At 69.3% G+C, this 16112-nt stretch carries 15 protein-coding genes; 12 read left to right on the top strand and 3 right to left on the bottom strand.

From position 1 onward, the window contains the following. Positions 1–182 precede the first annotated feature (182 nt). The 7 genes from BMX16_RS13360 (at position 183) to BMX16_RS13330 (ending at position 7175) form a co-directional block, all read left to right on the top strand. Positions 183–1436, top strand: coding sequence for a GAF domain-containing sensor histidine kinase (locus BMX16_RS13360; protein WP_089904543.1), 1254 nt, complete (start codon positions 183–185; stop codon positions 1434–1436). 159 nt (positions 1437–1595) lie between these two features. After that, the gene (locus BMX16_RS13355) at positions 1596–2333 is read left to right on the top strand and encodes a Crp/Fnr family transcriptional regulator (RefSeq protein WP_089904540.1); all 738 of its coding nucleotides are present in this window, start codon (positions 1596–1598) and stop codon (positions 2331–2333) included. Positions 2334–2889: 556 nt separating this feature from the next. Beyond that, positions 2890–3903 (top strand): glycosyltransferase, encoded by a 1014-nt coding sequence (locus BMX16_RS13350; protein ID WP_177174672.1) that lies wholly within the window; start codon positions 2890–2892, stop codon positions 3901–3903. Continuing rightward, a complete protein-coding gene (locus BMX16_RS13345; RefSeq protein ID WP_089904535.1) occupies positions 3900–4985 on the top strand; it encodes an acyl-CoA/acyl-ACP dehydrogenase in 1086 nt (361 codons plus the stop codon). The genes BMX16_RS13350 and BMX16_RS13345 overlap by 4 nt, the downstream gene beginning before the upstream one ends. After that, positions 4970–5701 (top strand): PIG-L deacetylase family protein, encoded by a 732-nt coding sequence (locus BMX16_RS13340; protein ID WP_245731555.1) that lies wholly within the window; start codon positions 4970–4972, stop codon positions 5699–5701. Before BMX16_RS13345 ends, BMX16_RS13340 begins: the two co-directional genes overlap by 16 nt. After that, on the top strand, positions 5698–6267 hold the full coding sequence (locus BMX16_RS13335; protein WP_089904533.1) for an SAM-dependent methyltransferase: 570 nt from the start codon (positions 5698–5700) through the stop codon (positions 6265–6267). Before BMX16_RS13340 ends, BMX16_RS13335 begins: the two co-directional genes overlap by 4 nt. Then, the gene (locus BMX16_RS13330; RefSeq protein ID WP_089904531.1) at positions 6264–7175 is read left to right on the top strand and encodes a glycosyltransferase family 2 protein; all 912 of its coding nucleotides are present in this window, start codon (positions 6264–6266) and stop codon (positions 7173–7175) included. The genes BMX16_RS13335 and BMX16_RS13330 overlap by 4 nt, the downstream gene beginning before the upstream one ends. Positions 7176–7225: 50 nt before the next feature. Here BMX16_RS13330 and BMX16_RS13325 read toward each other — a convergent pair whose 3' ends face one another. Together BMX16_RS13325 and BMX16_RS13320 are read right to left on the bottom strand one after the other, a co-directional pair. Beyond that, positions 7226–8200, bottom strand: coding sequence for an SDR family oxidoreductase (locus BMX16_RS13325; RefSeq protein ID WP_089904528.1), 975 nt, complete (start codon positions 8198–8200; stop codon positions 7226–7228). A 59-nt stretch (positions 8201–8259) separates the two neighbouring features. Then, positions 8260–9057: a sulfotransferase family protein gene (locus BMX16_RS13320; protein WP_089904525.1), complete on the bottom strand. Its 798-nt coding sequence runs from the start codon at positions 9055–9057 to the stop codon at positions 8260–8262. Positions 9058–9240: 183 nt separating this feature from the next. Here BMX16_RS13320 and BMX16_RS13315 point away from each other — a divergent pair, with 183 nt between their 5' ends. From BMX16_RS13315 to BMX16_RS13295, 5 genes are read left to right on the top strand one after another with little or no spacing between them, the layout of a single operon-like run. Beyond that, positions 9241–11346 (top strand): HAD-IIB family hydrolase, encoded by a 2106-nt coding sequence (locus BMX16_RS13315; RefSeq protein WP_089904522.1) that lies wholly within the window; start codon positions 9241–9243, stop codon positions 11344–11346. Continuing rightward, positions 11343–12518: a hypothetical protein gene (locus BMX16_RS13310; RefSeq protein ID WP_089904519.1), complete on the top strand. Its 1176-nt coding sequence runs from the start codon at positions 11343–11345 to the stop codon at positions 12516–12518. Before BMX16_RS13315 ends, BMX16_RS13310 begins: the two co-directional genes overlap by 4 nt. Before the next feature lie 16 nt (positions 12519–12534). Beyond that, positions 12535–13572, top strand: a complete 1038-nt coding sequence (locus BMX16_RS13305) for a glycosyltransferase family 2 protein (protein ID WP_143058036.1) — start codon at positions 12535–12537, stop codon at positions 13570–13572. After that, complete coding sequence (locus BMX16_RS13300; protein WP_245731553.1) at positions 13569–14723, top strand: glycosyltransferase; 1155 nt, start codon at positions 13569–13571, stop codon at positions 14721–14723. The genes BMX16_RS13305 and BMX16_RS13300 overlap by 4 nt, the downstream gene beginning before the upstream one ends. Further along, positions 14716–15441 carry a Crp/Fnr family transcriptional regulator gene (locus tag BMX16_RS13295; RefSeq protein WP_177174671.1) on the top strand — a complete coding sequence of 242 codons (726 nt, stop codon included), beginning with the start codon at positions 14716–14718 and terminating at the stop codon, positions 15439–15441. Before BMX16_RS13300 ends, BMX16_RS13295 begins: the two co-directional genes overlap by 8 nt. Here BMX16_RS13295 and BMX16_RS13290 read toward each other — a convergent pair. Continuing rightward, positions 15423–15767 (bottom strand): hypothetical protein, encoded by a 345-nt coding sequence (locus BMX16_RS13290; RefSeq protein ID WP_245731550.1) that lies wholly within the window; start codon positions 15765–15767, stop codon positions 15423–15425. The genes BMX16_RS13295 and BMX16_RS13290 overlap by 19 nt on opposite strands. Positions 15768–16112 lie beyond the last annotated feature (345 nt).

Here is a 16112-nt window from a genome sequence, read left to right as displayed (position 1 = left end):
TGGCCCTGCGACCCCTTCCATGGCCTCGCGGGCGGCTTCGCGCTTACACAAACGGCGCGGCGTCAGATTCAGATGGATAAGTCAGCAATGATGAAATAATGTTGCCGTACCAATTTTCATCGGGTCGCGTCATATTGTCCTGATCTGTTTCGATCCACGCTTCTTGTCCAGCAGGTGACGCCATGACGACGCCAGAGGTTCCGCCGATTCCGCGGGACACACATGACGCCTATCTTGCGGGCGCGCATAATTTTCAGCGCGACATCGCCGCCGTCGCCAACAGCCCGATGATCGACACGATCCTGCGCACGATCATGCTGGCGACGCAGATGCGGTTCGCCGCCGTCGCCCGCGTCACGCAGGATCGCTGGGTCGCCTGCCAGACCATCGACGACATCGACTTCGGCCTGCAGGCGGGTGACGAGATCGCCATCACATCGACCTTCTGCCAGACCGTCAGGGACACGGCGCAGCCCGTCGTCTTCGACGATGCGGCGACAGATCCCATCTATGCGGGCAATTCGATCGCCGCGATGTTCGGCATCGCAAGCTATGCCTCGATCCCGATCCGGCGGCCTGACGGCAGCTTCTTCGGGACGCTCTGCGCGATCGACACCGCGCCGCGTAGCGTCACCGATCCGAACGCGATGGCGATGCTGACGATGTTCGCCGACATCATCGGTCAGGGGCTGGAGGTCGAGGAGCAGCTGGCGATCCAGATCGGCCGCACGCAGGCCGGACAGGAACTGCTCGCGGTACAGGAACGCTTCGTCGCGGTGCTCAGCCACGATCTGCGCAATCCCGTCGCCGCCCTGCAGGCCGGTCTGCGGCAGCTCGACCGCGAACCGCTGGGCGAGCGGGGGCGCATCGTCATGCCGCTGATGCGGGCGACGCTGCAACGCACGCACGAGCTGATCGAGAACATGATCATGCACGCCCGCTCGCGCATCGTCGGTGGCATCCGGATCGGCATCGTCCCGCACGCGCCCTTGGCACAGACCCTGTCGCAGGTCGCCGACGAGTTCAACATGACCGCGCCGGACCACCGGCTGCTGGTCGCGGTGGACTTCGACGGCCCGGTGGCCTGCGATGCGGCGCGGATCGGTCAGGCGGTGTCGAACCTGCTGTCCAACGCGGTGACCTACGGCACGCCGGACACGCCGATCCACCTGATCGGGCGCGCCACCGACGCGGTCGTCGAGATCGCGGTCACGAATGCCGGCCCGCCGATCCCGCCGGACGTGCAGGCGACGATGTTCATGCCGTTCCAGCAGGGGCAGGGCCACATGACCGATTCCAACGGCCTCGGCCTTGGCCTGTTCATCGCAGCGTCCATCGCCAAGGCGCATGGCGGCACGATCGCGGCGGCCTCTGGCGACGGGCTGACCACGTTCACGATCCGGCTGCCGGTCGGTGCGGCAGGCGCGGCCGGGTGACCGCGAGACCCGAACGCGGTCGCTGTCCCTGAACGTCCATCCGGCAGACGGGGCAGGACATTGCATCCGGGCTGCCGCGACCTATACCTCACGTTCGTGTGACGCCGGCCCGCAAGGCGCGCCGTCGCGACGATACCCCAACCCCGCGAAAGGTCAGACGTGTCCCCATCCTCCAGTTGTCTCGTCACGAAGCTGTCGCACTACATCACGCTCGACGACGGTCACAAGGACCACCTCGCCCGGCTGGAGAAGGCCGAGCGGGCCTTTGCGTCGGGGGCCGAGGTCTATCAGGCCGGCGATGTGGCCCGCGACATGTATGTGGTCAAGCGCGGGTGGCTCTTCAGCTATACCGACCTGCCGGACGGGCGCCGCCAAATCGTCAAGATCCACCACCCCGGCGACATCATCGGCTTTCCCGACGTCGCGATGAAGCACATGACGACGACACTGCACGCGGCAGAGGACGTGGTCCTGTGCCCGTTCCCGAAATCGTCGCTCGATGAGATCCTGAGCACGTCGCCCCGCCTGTCGGCGTTGATGCTGTCGATCGGTCTGCGCGATCAGGTCGTGTTCATCGACCTGCTGCGCGTCATGGGCCGGATGAAGGCGCAGGAGCGGGTCGCCTTCATGCTGCTCGACCTGATCGCCCGGCTGCGGATCACGAACACCAGCATGACCGACACGATCCGCCTGCCCCTGAACCAGAGCCAGATCGGCGACTACCTCGGGCTCACGAACGTCTACATTAGCCGCACCTTCATCCGGATGGAGGAGGAAGGCCTGATCCTGCGCCGCGCCGACCACCTGCAACTGCTGCAGGAGCAGGCGCTGGCGGAGATGTGCGACTTCTACGACCGCTACAGCGACATGGACACCTCCTGGTTCCCGGAACACTAGGCCCCCGCCGCATCAAAGCAGTTTGATGCGGCCCCTCCGGCGTTCCGGCATGCAGGTCGCGAGGCGGCGCGCGATCCTGTGCCCGCCGGTCCTGTGACGCGCAGCGTGCGGCCCCCGTGGCCGCGGCACTGCGATGCGCGAGGCATGTTCCGATCCGCGACCGGCCCGTCCGGTGGAGAGCCGTGATGCCGCTTCTGCCGGTCCTGCCAGCGATGCCTCGTGCGTGCCCCGTCTCGGAACGGGCCTTTGTGGATTCAGCCGAACGCCCATATCGCGCTTGCCACGACCGCAGGTCGCACCATCTCGTCTGTGGTGACGCCCAGTGCGTCGCGTGTGTCCGTTCAGACCTTGATCCCGTGCGGCGCGGCAATCCCCGCACCGGGATCGCGTTCCATGACCGTCCCGGCGCGCCTGCCGGCTCGTCCTGCGCCACGCCCCCTCGTCCGTTCCCACCGCCATGCCGTCCCCACCCTGCAAGGAGTCCGCGCATGACCGACATGTCCGTCGATCCCGTCACCCCGTTCCGCCGCGCCGCCACCACGGCGGCTGCGTCCGCATGACCGGGGCAGGATCCCTCGCGCTGGTCGATCCGTGCTGCGCGCGGGGCTATGCCCCGGCCGCCCTGCAGGCCGGCGGTCTCGGCGGGACGGAGGCGACGGTGCTGCGCGTCACGTCCGTCCTGTCGACCCGGATGCCGGTGGTCCATTACCAGCGTGGCCGCACCGACACCGTGGCGACCGATGCGGGTCTGATGCGGCCCCTCGCCGATGCCTTCGCGCCTGACGCCGCCGGGACCTTCGTCGTCATCAATGCGTGGAAGGTCGCCTGCAAGCTGCGCCGTGCGCATCCCGCGGCGCGGATCGTCCTGTGGCTGCACGTCCATCCGGGGCGGCACAACCGCCCGATGGCGACCGCGCTGGCGCAGGCCGGCGTCGCGGTGGTCTGCGTGTCCGCCAGCCATGCGGCGACGCTGCGGGCCTTCCTGTCGCACGGCCCGGCGCTGGCGATCGACCACATCCACAACCCCATCGCCGACGGGCTGGCGCCCGATGCGACGCCGCACGACCCGGACGCCCTGCTGTTCGCCAGCGCCCCGCACAAGGGGCTGGTGCAGGTCTATGCCCGATTCACCGCCGCACGGCAGGCGATCCCGTCGCTGACCCTCGCCGTCGCCGATCCCGGCTATCTGGCGTGGGACACCGGCCCGGTGCCGGACGGCGTCACGCTGCTGGGCGCGATGCCGCATGCGGCGCTGATCGCGCGGATGCGGCGGTCGCTGTGCCTGTTCTATCCCCAGACGCGGTTCGCCGAGACCTTCGGCCTCGTGATGGCAGAGGCGCAGGCGGTCGGTCTGCCTGTGCTGGCCCATTGCGGTCTGGGTGCCAATGACGAGGTGGTCGGGCCGGGGCAGCTGCTGGACTGCCACGACGACGCGCAGATCGTGACGCGCCTGCAGGACTGGCGTCGCGCGCGGCCGGTCGTGGGCGCGAACCCCGCGTTCCGCCTGTCGGCGGTCTGCGACAGGTGGATGGCGCTGCTGGACGGCGCCGCAATGGAACGGGTGGCATGATGCGGGATCTCGAAATGACGACGTCGCCGGACGACACCGCCCTGCACGAGATCGCCCGCAGGCTGGACGACGGCGCCGCCGCCCGCGACGCGGGGACGGCCCCCATCCGCCCGGCGCTGCTGGCGCTGCGCGAGGTGGGTCTGCTCGACGACGACGGCACGCCGGACCCGGCCCTGACCGCGCGCCGCCTGATGCGCATCGGGGCCGCCGACCTCTCGGTGGGTCGGCTGTGGGAAGGGCACATGAATGCCCTCTACCTCGCGCAGATACATGGCGACGCACAGGCGCGCGCTGCGGTGCAGGCGCTCGTCGCCGACGGGGCGATCCTCGGCGTCTGGGGGGCGGACGGTGCGGTCCCGGTCGCACCCGGCGCAGATGGTCTGACGCTGGACGGGTCCAAGGTCTTCGCCTCCGGCCTCGGCACCGTGACCCATGCGGTCGTCACCGTGTCGTCGGGGCCGCAGGTGCGGCTGGGGATCGTCGACGCGACGGACTGGGGCCGCGCCGATCCCGCGCCGTGGCAGATGCCGGGGATGCAGGCCACCGCCTCGGGCCATTACGACCTGCAGGGCACGGCACTGTGCTGCGTGATCTGGCTGGGCGACCCCGGCGTCTACGTGACGGAGCCGCATTTCGTCGGTGGCGTCTGGCGGATCGCCGCGCTGCAGGTCGGCGGCGCACTCGGCCTGCTCGATGCCGCGGCCACGGTCCTGCGGACCCGCGGGCGGCTGTCGGCGCCTGCGCAGATGGACCGGCTGGCCACCGCCGTCATCGCGGCGATGGCGGCGTCGGCGCTGGTCACGCGCGCGGCGCTGGCGGCGGTGCCCGATGCGCCCGACGCCGCAGACCGCGCGCCGATCCTGTCCGCCGCCGCGCGCCTCGCGACCGAAGGCATCGCACTGGACGCGATCCGCACCGTCGAACAGTCCATCGGCCTGCCGCATTTCGAGGCGGGGTCCGTAACGGGGCGCAAGGCCCGCGACCTGTCCGTCTATCTGCGGCAGGCGGCGCGCGATGCGTTGCAGACCCGCGTCGGCGCCGCGTGCTTCGCGGAAGGAGACGACCTGTGGACGTACCTGTGAGGAACGATCCGGTCGCGGGACTGCCCCGCATTGCGGCAGAGAGCCTGACAGGCGGCGCCCCCATCGTGGTGCTGGCCCCGCATCCCGACGACGAAAGCCTCGGCTGCGGCGCGCTGCTGGCCCACGCCTTCGCCACGCAGGGCGCGCATGTCGTGTGCATGACCGACGGCAGCGGGTCGCACCCCGCCTCGCGCGACTGGCCCGCCGACCGGCTGTCTCGCCTGCGACGGCAGGAATTGTCGCAGGCGGTGGCCCTGCTGGGCGGTGGCCCGCAGGACATTACGTGGCTGGGCCACCCGGACGGCTGGCTCGGGCTGCAGGACCGGGCTGCCATCGTCGCGGACCTGGCCGATCTGTGTACGCGCGTCGGCGCGCGGCACCTGTTCGCGCCGGCGCCGGAGGATCATCACGAGGATCACCGCCACACGGCAGCCATCGCGCGGCGCGTCGTGCTAGCCCTGCCGCACCTGACCCTTTTCGACTACCCGGTGTGGAGCCGCTGGGACGATCCCGACCTGTTGGACAAAGTGGCAGGCCGGCACCCGACCGCCCTCGACCCCGCGCCATTCGTCGCGGCGAAGCGGGCAGCCATCGCCGCCCACCGCAGCCAGCGCGGGCTGATCGTTACGGACGATCCCGACGGGTTCTGCATGTCCGACACCTTTCAGGAGGCCTTCGCGACCGCCCCCGAACTCTACTGGAAAGCCGTCCCATGACCGATGTCCTGACGCACCTGACCGCCCTGTATGCGCAGACGGACGATCCGTGGAACTTCGACCACAGCCCGTATGAACAGGGCAAGTTCGCCGCAACACGGGCCGCCCTGACGCGCCCGCACTACCCCACCGCGCTCGAGGTCGGATGCGGCAACGGCGCATTGGCGCAGCATCTGGCGCCGCTGTGCGACGCCTATGTCGGGATGGACGCCATCGACCGCGCGGTCGTCGCGGCGCGCAACCGGGTGCCCGGCGCCACCTTCGTCACCGGGGTCTATCCCTGCGCCTTGCCGATCACGCGGCCCGATCTGGTCGTGCTGTCGGAGGTGCTGTATTTCCTGACGCCAGACACCATCGCCCGTCTGGCGGGCGACCTCGTCGCGCAGGCGCCGGGGGCAGAGGTGGTCTGCGTCACCTACCTCGGCGATACGGCGCAGGCGTTGCAGGGGCACGCGGCGCTGGACCTATTCCGTACCGCGGCGGCCCCGGCGCTGCGGCTGAGGGAGGTCGCGGCGACCGCCCTCTACCGCATCGACCGGGGCACTGTCGGCGGTGACCCGGCATGACCGCCACCTTGGTCGTCGTCATCCCCGCCCGCAACGAGGCGGACCGCATCGCGGACTGCCTTGCAGCACTTGCGGTGCAGGATGTGCCGGGGCTGGCCGTTGTCGTCGTGGCGAACGGCTGCACCGACCGGACAGCCGATGTGGCATGGGCCACGGCCGATGCAGCGGGCCTGCACCTCGAACTGCTGACGGTCACGCTGGGCACAGGACAGGGGGTCGGCACTGCACGCCGGCTGGGCTGCGCTCGCGCGCTCGACCTATATCCAGAGGCCGCTGCGCTGCTGTCCACCGATGCGGACTGCGTCGTGGCGCCCGACTGGGCCGCGCGCAACCTGCACCATCTGCGCAGCGCAGCGATGGTCTGCGGGCGGGTCGATCCGATGCCGCACGAACTGCACGTGCTGGACGACATGGACCACGGCCCCGCGCGGATGGAAGGGCGATACGAGGCCCTGGTCATGGCATTCTACCGGATGCATCGCCCCGGCCCCTGCGGCCTTGCGGGCGATCACGGCCATGCCGCGGGGGCCAGCCTTGCGATGCAGGCCGCCGCCTATCGCACGGCAGGCGAATTCGGCGATCTGGCCACCGGAGAGGATCGCGATCTGGTGCGCCGGTTCAAGGCGGCTGGTCTGCCCGTGTGGCATGCGGATGACGTGCGTGTCGCGGCGTCCTGCCGTCTGGACGGTCGCGCGCAGGACGGCATGGCCGCCGCGCTGCGGGCGCGGGCCTTGCGCACCGATTACCTGATCGACGACGCCCTGCCGCCATCGCAGGCGCTGATCGCGGCGGCAGCGCAGGGCACGCTGGGCCCCTGGCCGTTGCATGTGGCGCCGCAGGACCGGCTGCGCGCCACCGATCTGACCCCCCACATCGCGGCGCTGGAAGCCGCGATGCAGCACCCATGACCTGTCATACCGCACAAAAGGGGCCGGTCACCGGACGCTATGACGCGCGCTCAGCGTCGCCGCGCCAGCAGCACACCTGCGACAAAGGCCAGTGCAGGCAGGCCGAGGAAGGCGACCTTGCGCGCGACGTCGCCATCCACGGTGACCGCGCGGTCCGACTGTGCCTCGCCGAACGATCCTTCGGCGCTGGACGGATAGGCCGTCGGCTCGAACAAATTGCCCGCCCGGTCGCCCGGCTGCCGTTGATCCGACAACTGCCCGCTGATGCCGTCATCGGCCAGCCGCTTGTCCAGATAATCCGGCAGCAGGAATTGCCCGAAGATCAGCTTCAGCACGGATTTGCCGACGAACAGCTCTCGCGCGCCTGTGCGGATGGCTTGCATCACCGCGTCGGCGGCGACCTGGGGGGCATAGATCGGCGGCGCGGGCTGCGGCTTCATCGGCAGGCGGCTGCGCGCCCAGTCGAATTGCGGCGTGTTCATCGCGGGCAGCTGCACGAGCGACATGGTGACCTTGCTGTCCGCCGCGATCAGTTCCGACCGGACCGAGGACGTGAAGCCGTTGATCGCGTGCTTGGCCGCGCAATAGGCCGACTGCAGCGGCACCGACCGATAGGCGAGGCCCGAGCCGATGTTCACGATCCGGCCGCGCGACATGTGCCGCAGGGCGGCCCGCGTGCCGTTCACCTGTCCGAGGAAGGTGGTGCGCATGATCCGCTCGAACTCGTCCGGCGACATCTCCATGAAAGGCGAAAAGCTGGTCGCCATGGCGCAGTTGACCCAGACGCCCGGCACGCCCAGCCTGCCGACCAGTTCGGATGCCGCAGCGTCGAGCGCAGCGGCGTCGCCTGCGTCGGCGGTGGCCACGGCGACACCGGTCTTGCGGGCCAGATCGTCCAGCCGCGCGGTCCCGCGCGCGACGACACCGACGGCATAGCCGTCCCGCAGCAGGGTATCGACGATGGCACGCCCGACGCCGGCGCTGCCGCCGATGACGATCGCGATCTTGTTGTGGTCATATGACATGGCTGGGCTCCTTTGCGGCACAATGCGCGACGGGCATAGTTTGTTCACCGCCGTGTGCCCTATTCCGCGCTCCACGCCCGCACCGCAGCCTCGCGCACGTCGCGCAGGGGATGCTGGACAGGTGCGTGCCAGCCGCGGTCCACGGCCCCGTCCGGACCATACCCCCACGCCGAGGCACGGGCGGCCTGCGGCGCGGACAACCGGCAGGCACCGGCATACAGATCGTTGCGGTCTGCAATCACCTCCTCCAGTGCGGACGGCGCCGTCAGGTCGAGGAACGCCGCAAGCCCGCGCTGCATTCGCGCCGGGTCGCGCGTCAGATCCTCGTACCGGATCACCGTCACCGCATGCAGATAGGGCAGATCGCCGGCCAACTGGTCATGGGCGGCCAGCCAGTGGTCGATCAGGGCCTGCGACGGCTGGTCCACCCATTTCGCGACAGCGGCGGCCACCGCCTCCGGGTGGCGCAGCACGACGACGAAATGGGCCATCGGAAACAGCTGCTGCAACAGGCGCATCCGGGTCAGGTTCACCGGCGATTTCTCCAGCCGCCAGCGGCAGTCGTGCGGATACCACGGCGTCCAGTCGGCCTCCAACCGCTGCCGCGTCTCCAGCCGGTTCAGGGGGTGATCTTCGGTCAGGTGCTGCGCCGGATCCGTGGCGAATGCCATGGGAACCCCGCTTTGCGCGTGATGCGGGATCGCGCCCTGCAGATAGACTCCCTCGTTTTCGGGCACGGGCGCGGTCCGGATCGCACCTGCGCCGGGCATCGCCGCGATCAGCCGCGCGGTCAGACTGGTGCCGGACCGGTGCAGCCCGCCGACAAAGACGTATCGGTAATCGGGACCATGCCGCATTCACCGTTCCTCCTGCTTAACAATTATCAACGGAACTTTCCCCCGGAGGGGCGCAACCCCTTGAATGTCCTGCCCGGCGTCGGGCGGCAATCCGGTCCCGACCGCCTCACCCCACGCCCGCCCGGCACCCTGCGGAACCGGGGAGGGGGAGGGGGACGTTATCCCCACAATCGAGGATCATACATGAACATTCTGCATCTGGCACTGGGTGGCTGCCTGACGGCACCGCACGTCAAATATGGTCTGACCGAAGACACCGGTGGGCATATCGCGTATGTGCTGGGGGCCGCTCGGGCGCAAGCCGCGCGCGACGACGTGACATCCGTCACGATCGTGACACGCGCCTTCGACGATCCGACGCTCGGTGCCGACCATGCGCGGTTGGTGCAGGCCGTGGGACCCGACCTGACGATCCGGCGGTTGCAGACCGACAACCGCGCCTATCTGGCCAAGGAAGCACTGGCCGCGGAACTACCCGCGCTGACGCGCGCATTCCTTGCTCTGTTGGCAGACCCGGCGCTGCGCCCCGACGTCATCCATGCGCATTTCGCCGATGCGGCGGCAATGGCCTACGCGGCCAAGGCCCGCTTTGGCATTCCGTTCATCTATACCCCCCATTCGCTGGGCATCGACAAGCGGCTCCATCTGGCGGGCGACGCGGGTCCGTTGCTGTGCGGCAGGATCGCGCAGGAAGGCGCCGCGATGCAGGCGGCGGACGCCATCGTCGTGTCGTCCCGCGACGAGGCGGAGCGTCAGGTCTGCGCCTATGGCCTGCAGGTCGATGGCAAGGTGCATCGGATCTGGCCCGGCGTCGCATCGGCCAGTGCCGTGACGGCCACGCCCGATGCGGCACTGCGACTGCTGGCAGGGCTGCTGGACGATCCCGGCAAACCGATGATCCTCGCCATCGCAAGGCCCGTGCTGCGCAAGAACCTGCAGAATCTCGCGAGGATCTATGCGGACAGTCCCGCCCTGCAGACACGGGCCAACCTTGTCATCCTCGCGGGGCAGCACGGACCGGACGTGGTGGAAGAGGCCGAGACGGCGGCGGTCTGGACCGACCTGCAGGCGATCCTGCAGGCCCCGGGGCTGGCCGGTCGCGTCGCCCTGCCGGCGCGTCACACCCCGGCGGACGTGGCCGCGCTCTATGCCTTGGCACAGCGGACGCGGGGCGTCTTCGTCAACCTCGCGCTGCACGAACCCTTCGGCCTGACCCTGCTGGAAGCGGCGAGCCACGGCCTGCCGGTGGTGGCGGGGGATCGCGGCGGGCCGGTGGATATCCTGTCGCAGACCGGGCATGGCGTGACCGTCGATCCGACGGAAGGTGCCGCCGTCGCGGCGACGGTCCTGCACCTGTTGGACGACCCCGCCGCCTGGACACGTCACGCCGAGGCCGCCCGGCGCACCATCGGCACGTTTGACTGGTCGGTCTGGGCCGACCATGTCACCGCGATCTGCAGCGATCTGATCCAACCCGCCAGCGGCGTGTCCCATCCGGTTTGGCTGCTGGGGTGCGATATCGATCACACGCTGACGGGGTCCGCCGCTGCCACAGCAGCCTTTGCCCGGTGGCATGCCAGACGCGGCGGCATGTTCGCCGTGGCAACGGGCCGGTCCATCGTCGAGGCGCGGCGCATCCTGCGTGACTGGCGTCTGCCGCAGCCCGATGTCTTCGTCACCGCCGTCGGCACGGAAATCCATCGGCGCGATGCGCAAGACGCATGGGTGCTGGATGCCGATTACGCCGCGCTGCTGGACGCGGACTGGACGCCGGATGCGGTGCGCGATTGCATCGCCTCCACGGGCATCGCCCTGCAGCCGGGAATCGAACAGCGACGGTGGAAGTTCGGCTGTTTCGGCACCGCTGCGGATGCGGACCGTCTCCGGCAGACCCTCGGCACAGCCGGAGTTCAGGCGCGGGTGATCGGGTCGCATGGTCGCCTGATCGACGTGCTGCCGGTGGCGGGCGGCAAGGGGCAGGCGCTGCGGCATTTGGCGCGCAGCGTCGGTTTGCGCATGACCGATGTGATCGCGGCGGGCGACAGCGGCAACGACGTGGACATGCTGCTCGCCTGCGGTCGCGGCATCGTCGTCGGCAATGCCCTGCCGGAAATCGCGATGCTGCGCGACGTGCCGCACCTCTACCATGCCACGGCCAACCACGCCGCCGGCGTGTTGGAGGGGCTGGCCGCCTTCGGGCTTGCGTCAGAAGATGCGATACCAGCGCGCAGATCGCCCGCGCGCTTGGCCCCTGTGCAGGATCGACCACATCTGCGGGTGGCGTCATGAACATCACCGTCCGCACACCGGGCACTGCGGCCCCCATCGGCTATTTCGTCCATCATCAGGGGCGGGGTCATGCGGAACGCTGTGCCGCGATCGTCAACGCCTTGCCGCCCCAGCGGCCCGTGACCATCTTCTGCGCCCGCGACGATATCTTTCCGCCCCTGCGCAGCGGGGTCGAGATCAGGCTGATCCCCTCGCTGTTCGAGGCGACGGGCGACGAGGCCGTGACCGATTTCACCGCACAGCCCGATACCCTGCATTGCGCGCCTTTGGGCTGGCCGGGCATCCGCACGGCGATGGCCACGATGGCGCAGTGGTTCATGACCGCCAATCCGGCGCTGATGATCTGCGACGTCTCAGCCGAAGTGGCGCAGCTCGCCCGGATCTGTTCGGTGCCGCATGTGAAGGTGCTGCAGCACGGCACGCGCACCGACCCGGCACACCGCGCCGCGTATGACGGCGCAGCGGGCCTTCTGGTCCCGTCGGCGGCCAGTCTGGCGCAGGACGACTGGGACGCGTCGATGCGGGCCAAGACGCATTTCGCCGGCGGGCTCGGCGTCGCCACCGCCCTGCCCGCCCGTGCCGCCGCACGCGCGCGGATGCGCCTTGCGCCGGACCGCGACGTAGTGCTGGTCCTGTCGGGCGGGGGCGGGACCGGCTTTCCGTCTGCCCCCCTCGCCGTCGGTGCGCGGGCGCTGCCCGACAGCCAGTGGCTGACGGTCGGACAGATTGCGCGGGACTGGCATGCGACGGAACCCGCGAACCTGCGCCACGATGGCTGGGTGGACGGGACCGGCGACCATATCGCGGCCGCCGACTGCATCGTGGCGTCGACCGGGAACACCACCTGCCAACAGATCCTTGCGGCTGGCAAACCGTGGGTCGCGGTGCCCGAATGGCGGTATTTCGACGAACAGGTCGAAAAGGCCCGCGTCCTGCACCGGGCCGGCGTCGCCCATGCGGTGCCGGGTCTGCCATCTTCCGTCCAGCAGTGGCGTGCGGCGATCCGGGCCGCACGGGACGGCCACGATCCCGCGCGCCAGCAGGCCTGCACCGACCCCGACGCCGCCGCGACGACAGCGGACTGGCTCGAATCCCTCATCGCGCGGCTGTGGTCCCGCGACCCAGCCCCGCTGCAACCCATCAGCCACGCCGATGCGCTGGCCGACATCTAGGAGCATCACCATGCACATGACCTGTCCCTCCGTCACAGCCCCCGTGTCCGTCCTGACGCTGGCGCGCGGTCGTGCCACGCATCTGCACAACGTCGTGCTGGGCCTGACACGCCAAACCCGCCAGCCCGATGAACTGGTCATCGGCGTCATGCAGGACGCGCCCTATGACGACCTGCCGGACACGACGTTTCCGATCCGCCAGATCATGATCGACGGCACCGACCTGCCGCTGGCGCGCGCGCGCAACGCCGTCGCCGCCGAGGCTACCGGCGAGATGCTGATCTTCCTCGACGTCGATTGCATTCCCGCCCCCCGGCTGGTCGACGACTATGCCCGCCAGATGGCAGAGGCGCCCGGCCTGTTCATGGGCGAAGTCATGTATCTGCCCGCCGGGGCCGCCGACGCCGACTGGGATTACGACACGTTCCATCAGATCGCGGTGCGCCATTCCGACCGTCAGGGCCCGCCGGAGGAGGCGCGTCGCGCCTGCGAGGACTACCGCTGCTTCTGGTCGCTGAACTTTGCGATGTCGCGCACCGCATGGGATGCGTCGGGGGGTTTCGACGAACGCTTCACCGGTTATGGCGGCGAGGATACGGATTTCGGTCGCACGCTGTCCGAAATGGGCATCCCCATCTGGTGGATCCGCGGCGCACGGGTATTCCACCAGTATCACGATCACTGCATGCCGCCGATCCACCACGTCGCCTCGGTCATCCGCAACAGCGAGCTGTTCGCGACCAAGTGGGGCCACCGCACGATGGAACACTGGCTGCATGCCTTCCGCATGATGGGCCTGATCGAGAATTGCCGCACCGGGCTGCGCATCCTGCGCGAACCCGACGCCGACGATTTCGCCCTGTGCCGTCAGGGCCGCGACATGCCCTATGCCGCGACCGGGCGCGTGATCCGCATCCTCGAGGACCGCGCCCGCGCGCAGGAGGGGCTGCCCCCATCGGACGCCCCGATGGCCGCGCGCCTTGCCGTGATGGAGAAGGATCAGGACGACCTGCTGGCACCGACCGCAACTGCGAACACTGTCGCGGCCGAATGATGCGGATCGCCGTCGTCTCCCATGTCCGCCACCCCATAGCGCCCCCCTTCATGGGCGGGATGGAGGCGCATTCGTGGCACCTGACCGCGGCACTCGTCGCGGCGGGCCACGACGTCACCCTCTTCGCCAGCGGCGACAGCGCCGCGGCCTTGCCCGCTGGCGCAAAGCTGTTTCCGATCCTGCCGGAACATTACGACCGTTGCTTTCCGTGGCATGACTTTCACGGCACCGACGTGCTGAACGCCCATGTCGATGCGGGTTTCGCCCGCGCGGCGCGGGCGCTGGTCGACGGCAATTTCGACGTGATCCACAACAACGCGCTGCACCGCTATCCGCCACGTCTGGCGCGGGTCCACCGCCTGCCGATGGTCACGTCGCTGCACATCCCCCCCTTCGATGCGCTGCGCCGCGCGGTGCACGAAAGTGCGGCCCCCTGGGCGCGGTTTACCGTGACGTCGCACCGGCAGTTGCAGATCTGGTGGCCCGACGGCTCGCCGCCAGAGGCTGCGGTCGTCCACAACGGGATCGACCCGTCGGACTGGCCCTATGTCCCCGGCGGCGACGGGTCGGCGGTCTGGGCCGGACGCATCACACCCAACAAGGGCACCCATCTGGCCGCACGGGCTGCCGCCCTCGCCGGGGTGGCGTTGACGATCTATGGCACGATCGAGGATCAGGGTTACTTCGACCGTGACATCGCGCCCCTGTTGGGCGAGGCGATCAGGTATGGCGGCCATCTGCAGGGGCACGATCTGGCCGCCGCCTATGGCCGCGCCTCGGTGCTTCTGTTCACGCCCTGCTGGGAAGAACCGTTCGGCCTTGCCGCGATCGAGGCGATGGCGACAGGCCTGCCCGTCGCCGCCATCGGCAACGGTGCAGCGCAAGAGATCATCGGTCACGCCGGAATCTATGCCGCGCAGGATCGGCCGCAGGATCTGGCCACCGCCCTTCTGCGGGCGCTGACCATCGACCCCGCGATCCCGCACGCGCGTGTGCTGGCGCACTACACCCTGCGCCACATGATCGACGGCTACGAAGACCAGTATGCGGCGGCCATTGCAGGGGCCGGACGACACGACGTGCCCGACGTGACGTTCCCGCCGATCGAACTGGATGTCGCACCTCCCCCGCGTCAGGTCGTCCATGCCTGACAGGATCGCACCGCCGGATCGCATCGGCATGCTGCGCCACCTGTCGCCGCAACAGTGGAAGATCACGTCACAGGAATTCGACGAACGGCGGGTCCATACGGCCGGCGAGGTCATCAGCGACCGCGGCGTGCCATTGTCGCACAGTCTGGTGCTGGAACGGGGCCTCGTCGGGCGTCGCATCCTGTCGGGGCGGCAGCGGGTCGCGAAACACTACCTCGTGGCACTGCAGGTGCCCGGCGACTTCGTCGATCTGCATGCCTATCCCCTCGGCGTGCTGGACCATGACATCGTCGCGATCACCGACGTGACGTTGGCCGCGATCCCGCATCACCGCCTGTCCGCGATCATGGCCGCGGATCAGGACCTCACCCGGCGGCTCTGGTCCCTGACCCTCGTCGATGCGGCGATCCACCGGCAGTGGTCCCTGCGCAACGGCACCATGCGCGCCCTGCAGCGCGTGGCGCATCTGTTCGTCGAACTCATCACGCGACTGGACCTCGCTGTGGGGCGTGCGGAGTCCTACCGGCTCGATCTGTCGCAGCGCCACATCGGCGACGCCTGCGGTCTCAGCAGCGTGCACGTCAACCGCATCCTGCGCGATCTGCGAGAGGCGGGGTCCTGCACCTATGCCAAGGGTGTCCTCGTCGTGACGGATCGGGCGGCGCTGGTCCAGATCGCAGGGTTCGACGACCGCTACCTCTATCTTCCACGGGTCTGAGGGTTCGCCCTCGGGTGCGCAGCCCGTGTGCTGCGCCAGATCAGTGACCGGGTGTTCAGCTCTGCCAGATCGACGTGGTCCGCGATGATCGCCTCGCACAGTGCGATGGCCGAGCAGGCCTCAGCCGCAGTCAGATGCCTGTAGGCGGGGCGTGCAATCCGGTCATACCAGACACCGCCGCAGATCGTGTCCAGCACGATCCGCTGAAAGCAGTGATCGTGGCGGACCGGCCACCGGCGCACCTCCGCCAGCGATGGCAGCGTCACCTGTTTCAGGTGACGATAGCGGGCAATCAGCGCAGCCTGCGGCGGGACCGGCAGGTCCAAAATCGTGCTGCATCCGTGCCGTCCCCCATCGCCGCGACCGCGCCGACCCTGTGCCGGACCGGGTCCGCACACAAGGCGACACATGGTCCCGGTCGGGTGCAGCCGCCAGCGGGACGACGGCGCGCAACCCGGGCCACGTCGTCCTGAATGGTGCCCTCATGCCTGCGTCCCGGACACGGGGCGGCATGTCGGCCCCGGGTGGCGCCGCCTCCTCTGACCCTGCGTCACCCCCTCGCCCGCGACGCTTTGGGCTAACATCGGCAGTTACCGCTAACAGTCGAAGATATTGCTTTCATTGCAAAAGTTGCCGCGCTACGCCCTTGTGACACACCGACGTGACACACC

This window comes from Loktanella fryxellensis (genome assembly GCF_900110065.1).
Taxonomy (GTDB): Bacteria; Pseudomonadota; Alphaproteobacteria; order Rhodobacterales; family Rhodobacteraceae; genus Loktanella; species Loktanella fryxellensis.
The sequence above is the reverse complement of the archived record's forward strand: the minus strand, read 5'-3'. Positions and strand labels throughout refer to the sequence as shown.

Bases quoted from the DNA above. Each gene is read 5' to 3' on its own strand.
- BMX16_RS13335 (WP_089904533.1), top strand. From the start codon at position 5,698: ATGACCGATGTCCTGACGCACCTGACCGCCCTGTATGCGCAGACGGAC.
- BMX16_RS13350 (WP_177174672.1), top strand. From the start codon at position 2,890: ATGACCGGGGCAGGATCCCTCGCGCTGGTCGATCCGTGCTGCGCGCGG.
- BMX16_RS13300 (WP_245731553.1), top strand. From the start codon at position 13,569: ATGATGCGGATCGCCGTCGTCTCCCATGTCCGCCACCCCATAGCGCCC.
- BMX16_RS13305 (WP_143058036.1), top strand. From the start codon at position 12,535: ATGACCTGTCCCTCCGTCACAGCCCCCGTGTCCGTCCTGACGCTGGCG.
- BMX16_RS13330 (WP_089904531.1), top strand. From the start codon at position 6,264: ATGACCGCCACCTTGGTCGTCGTCATCCCCGCCCGCAACGAGGCGGAC.
- BMX16_RS13295 (WP_177174671.1), top strand. From the start codon at position 14,716: ATGCCTGACAGGATCGCACCGCCGGATCGCATCGGCATGCTGCGCCAC.
- BMX16_RS13310 (WP_089904519.1), top strand. From the start codon at position 11,343: ATGAACATCACCGTCCGCACACCGGGCACTGCGGCCCCCATCGGCTAT.
- BMX16_RS13325 (WP_089904528.1), bottom strand. From the start codon at position 8,200: ATGTCATATGACCACAACAAGATCGCGATCGTCATCGGCGGCAGCGCC.
- BMX16_RS13345 (WP_089904535.1), top strand. From the start codon at position 3,900: ATGATGCGGGATCTCGAAATGACGACGTCGCCGGACGACACCGCCCTG.
- BMX16_RS13360 (WP_089904543.1), top strand. From the start codon at position 183: ATGACGACGCCAGAGGTTCCGCCGATTCCGCGGGACACACATGACGCC.
- BMX16_RS13320 (WP_089904525.1), bottom strand. From the start codon at position 9,057: ATGCGGCATGGTCCCGATTACCGATACGTCTTTGTCGGCGGGCTGCAC.
- BMX16_RS13315 (WP_089904522.1), top strand. From the start codon at position 9,241: ATGAACATTCTGCATCTGGCACTGGGTGGCTGCCTGACGGCACCGCAC.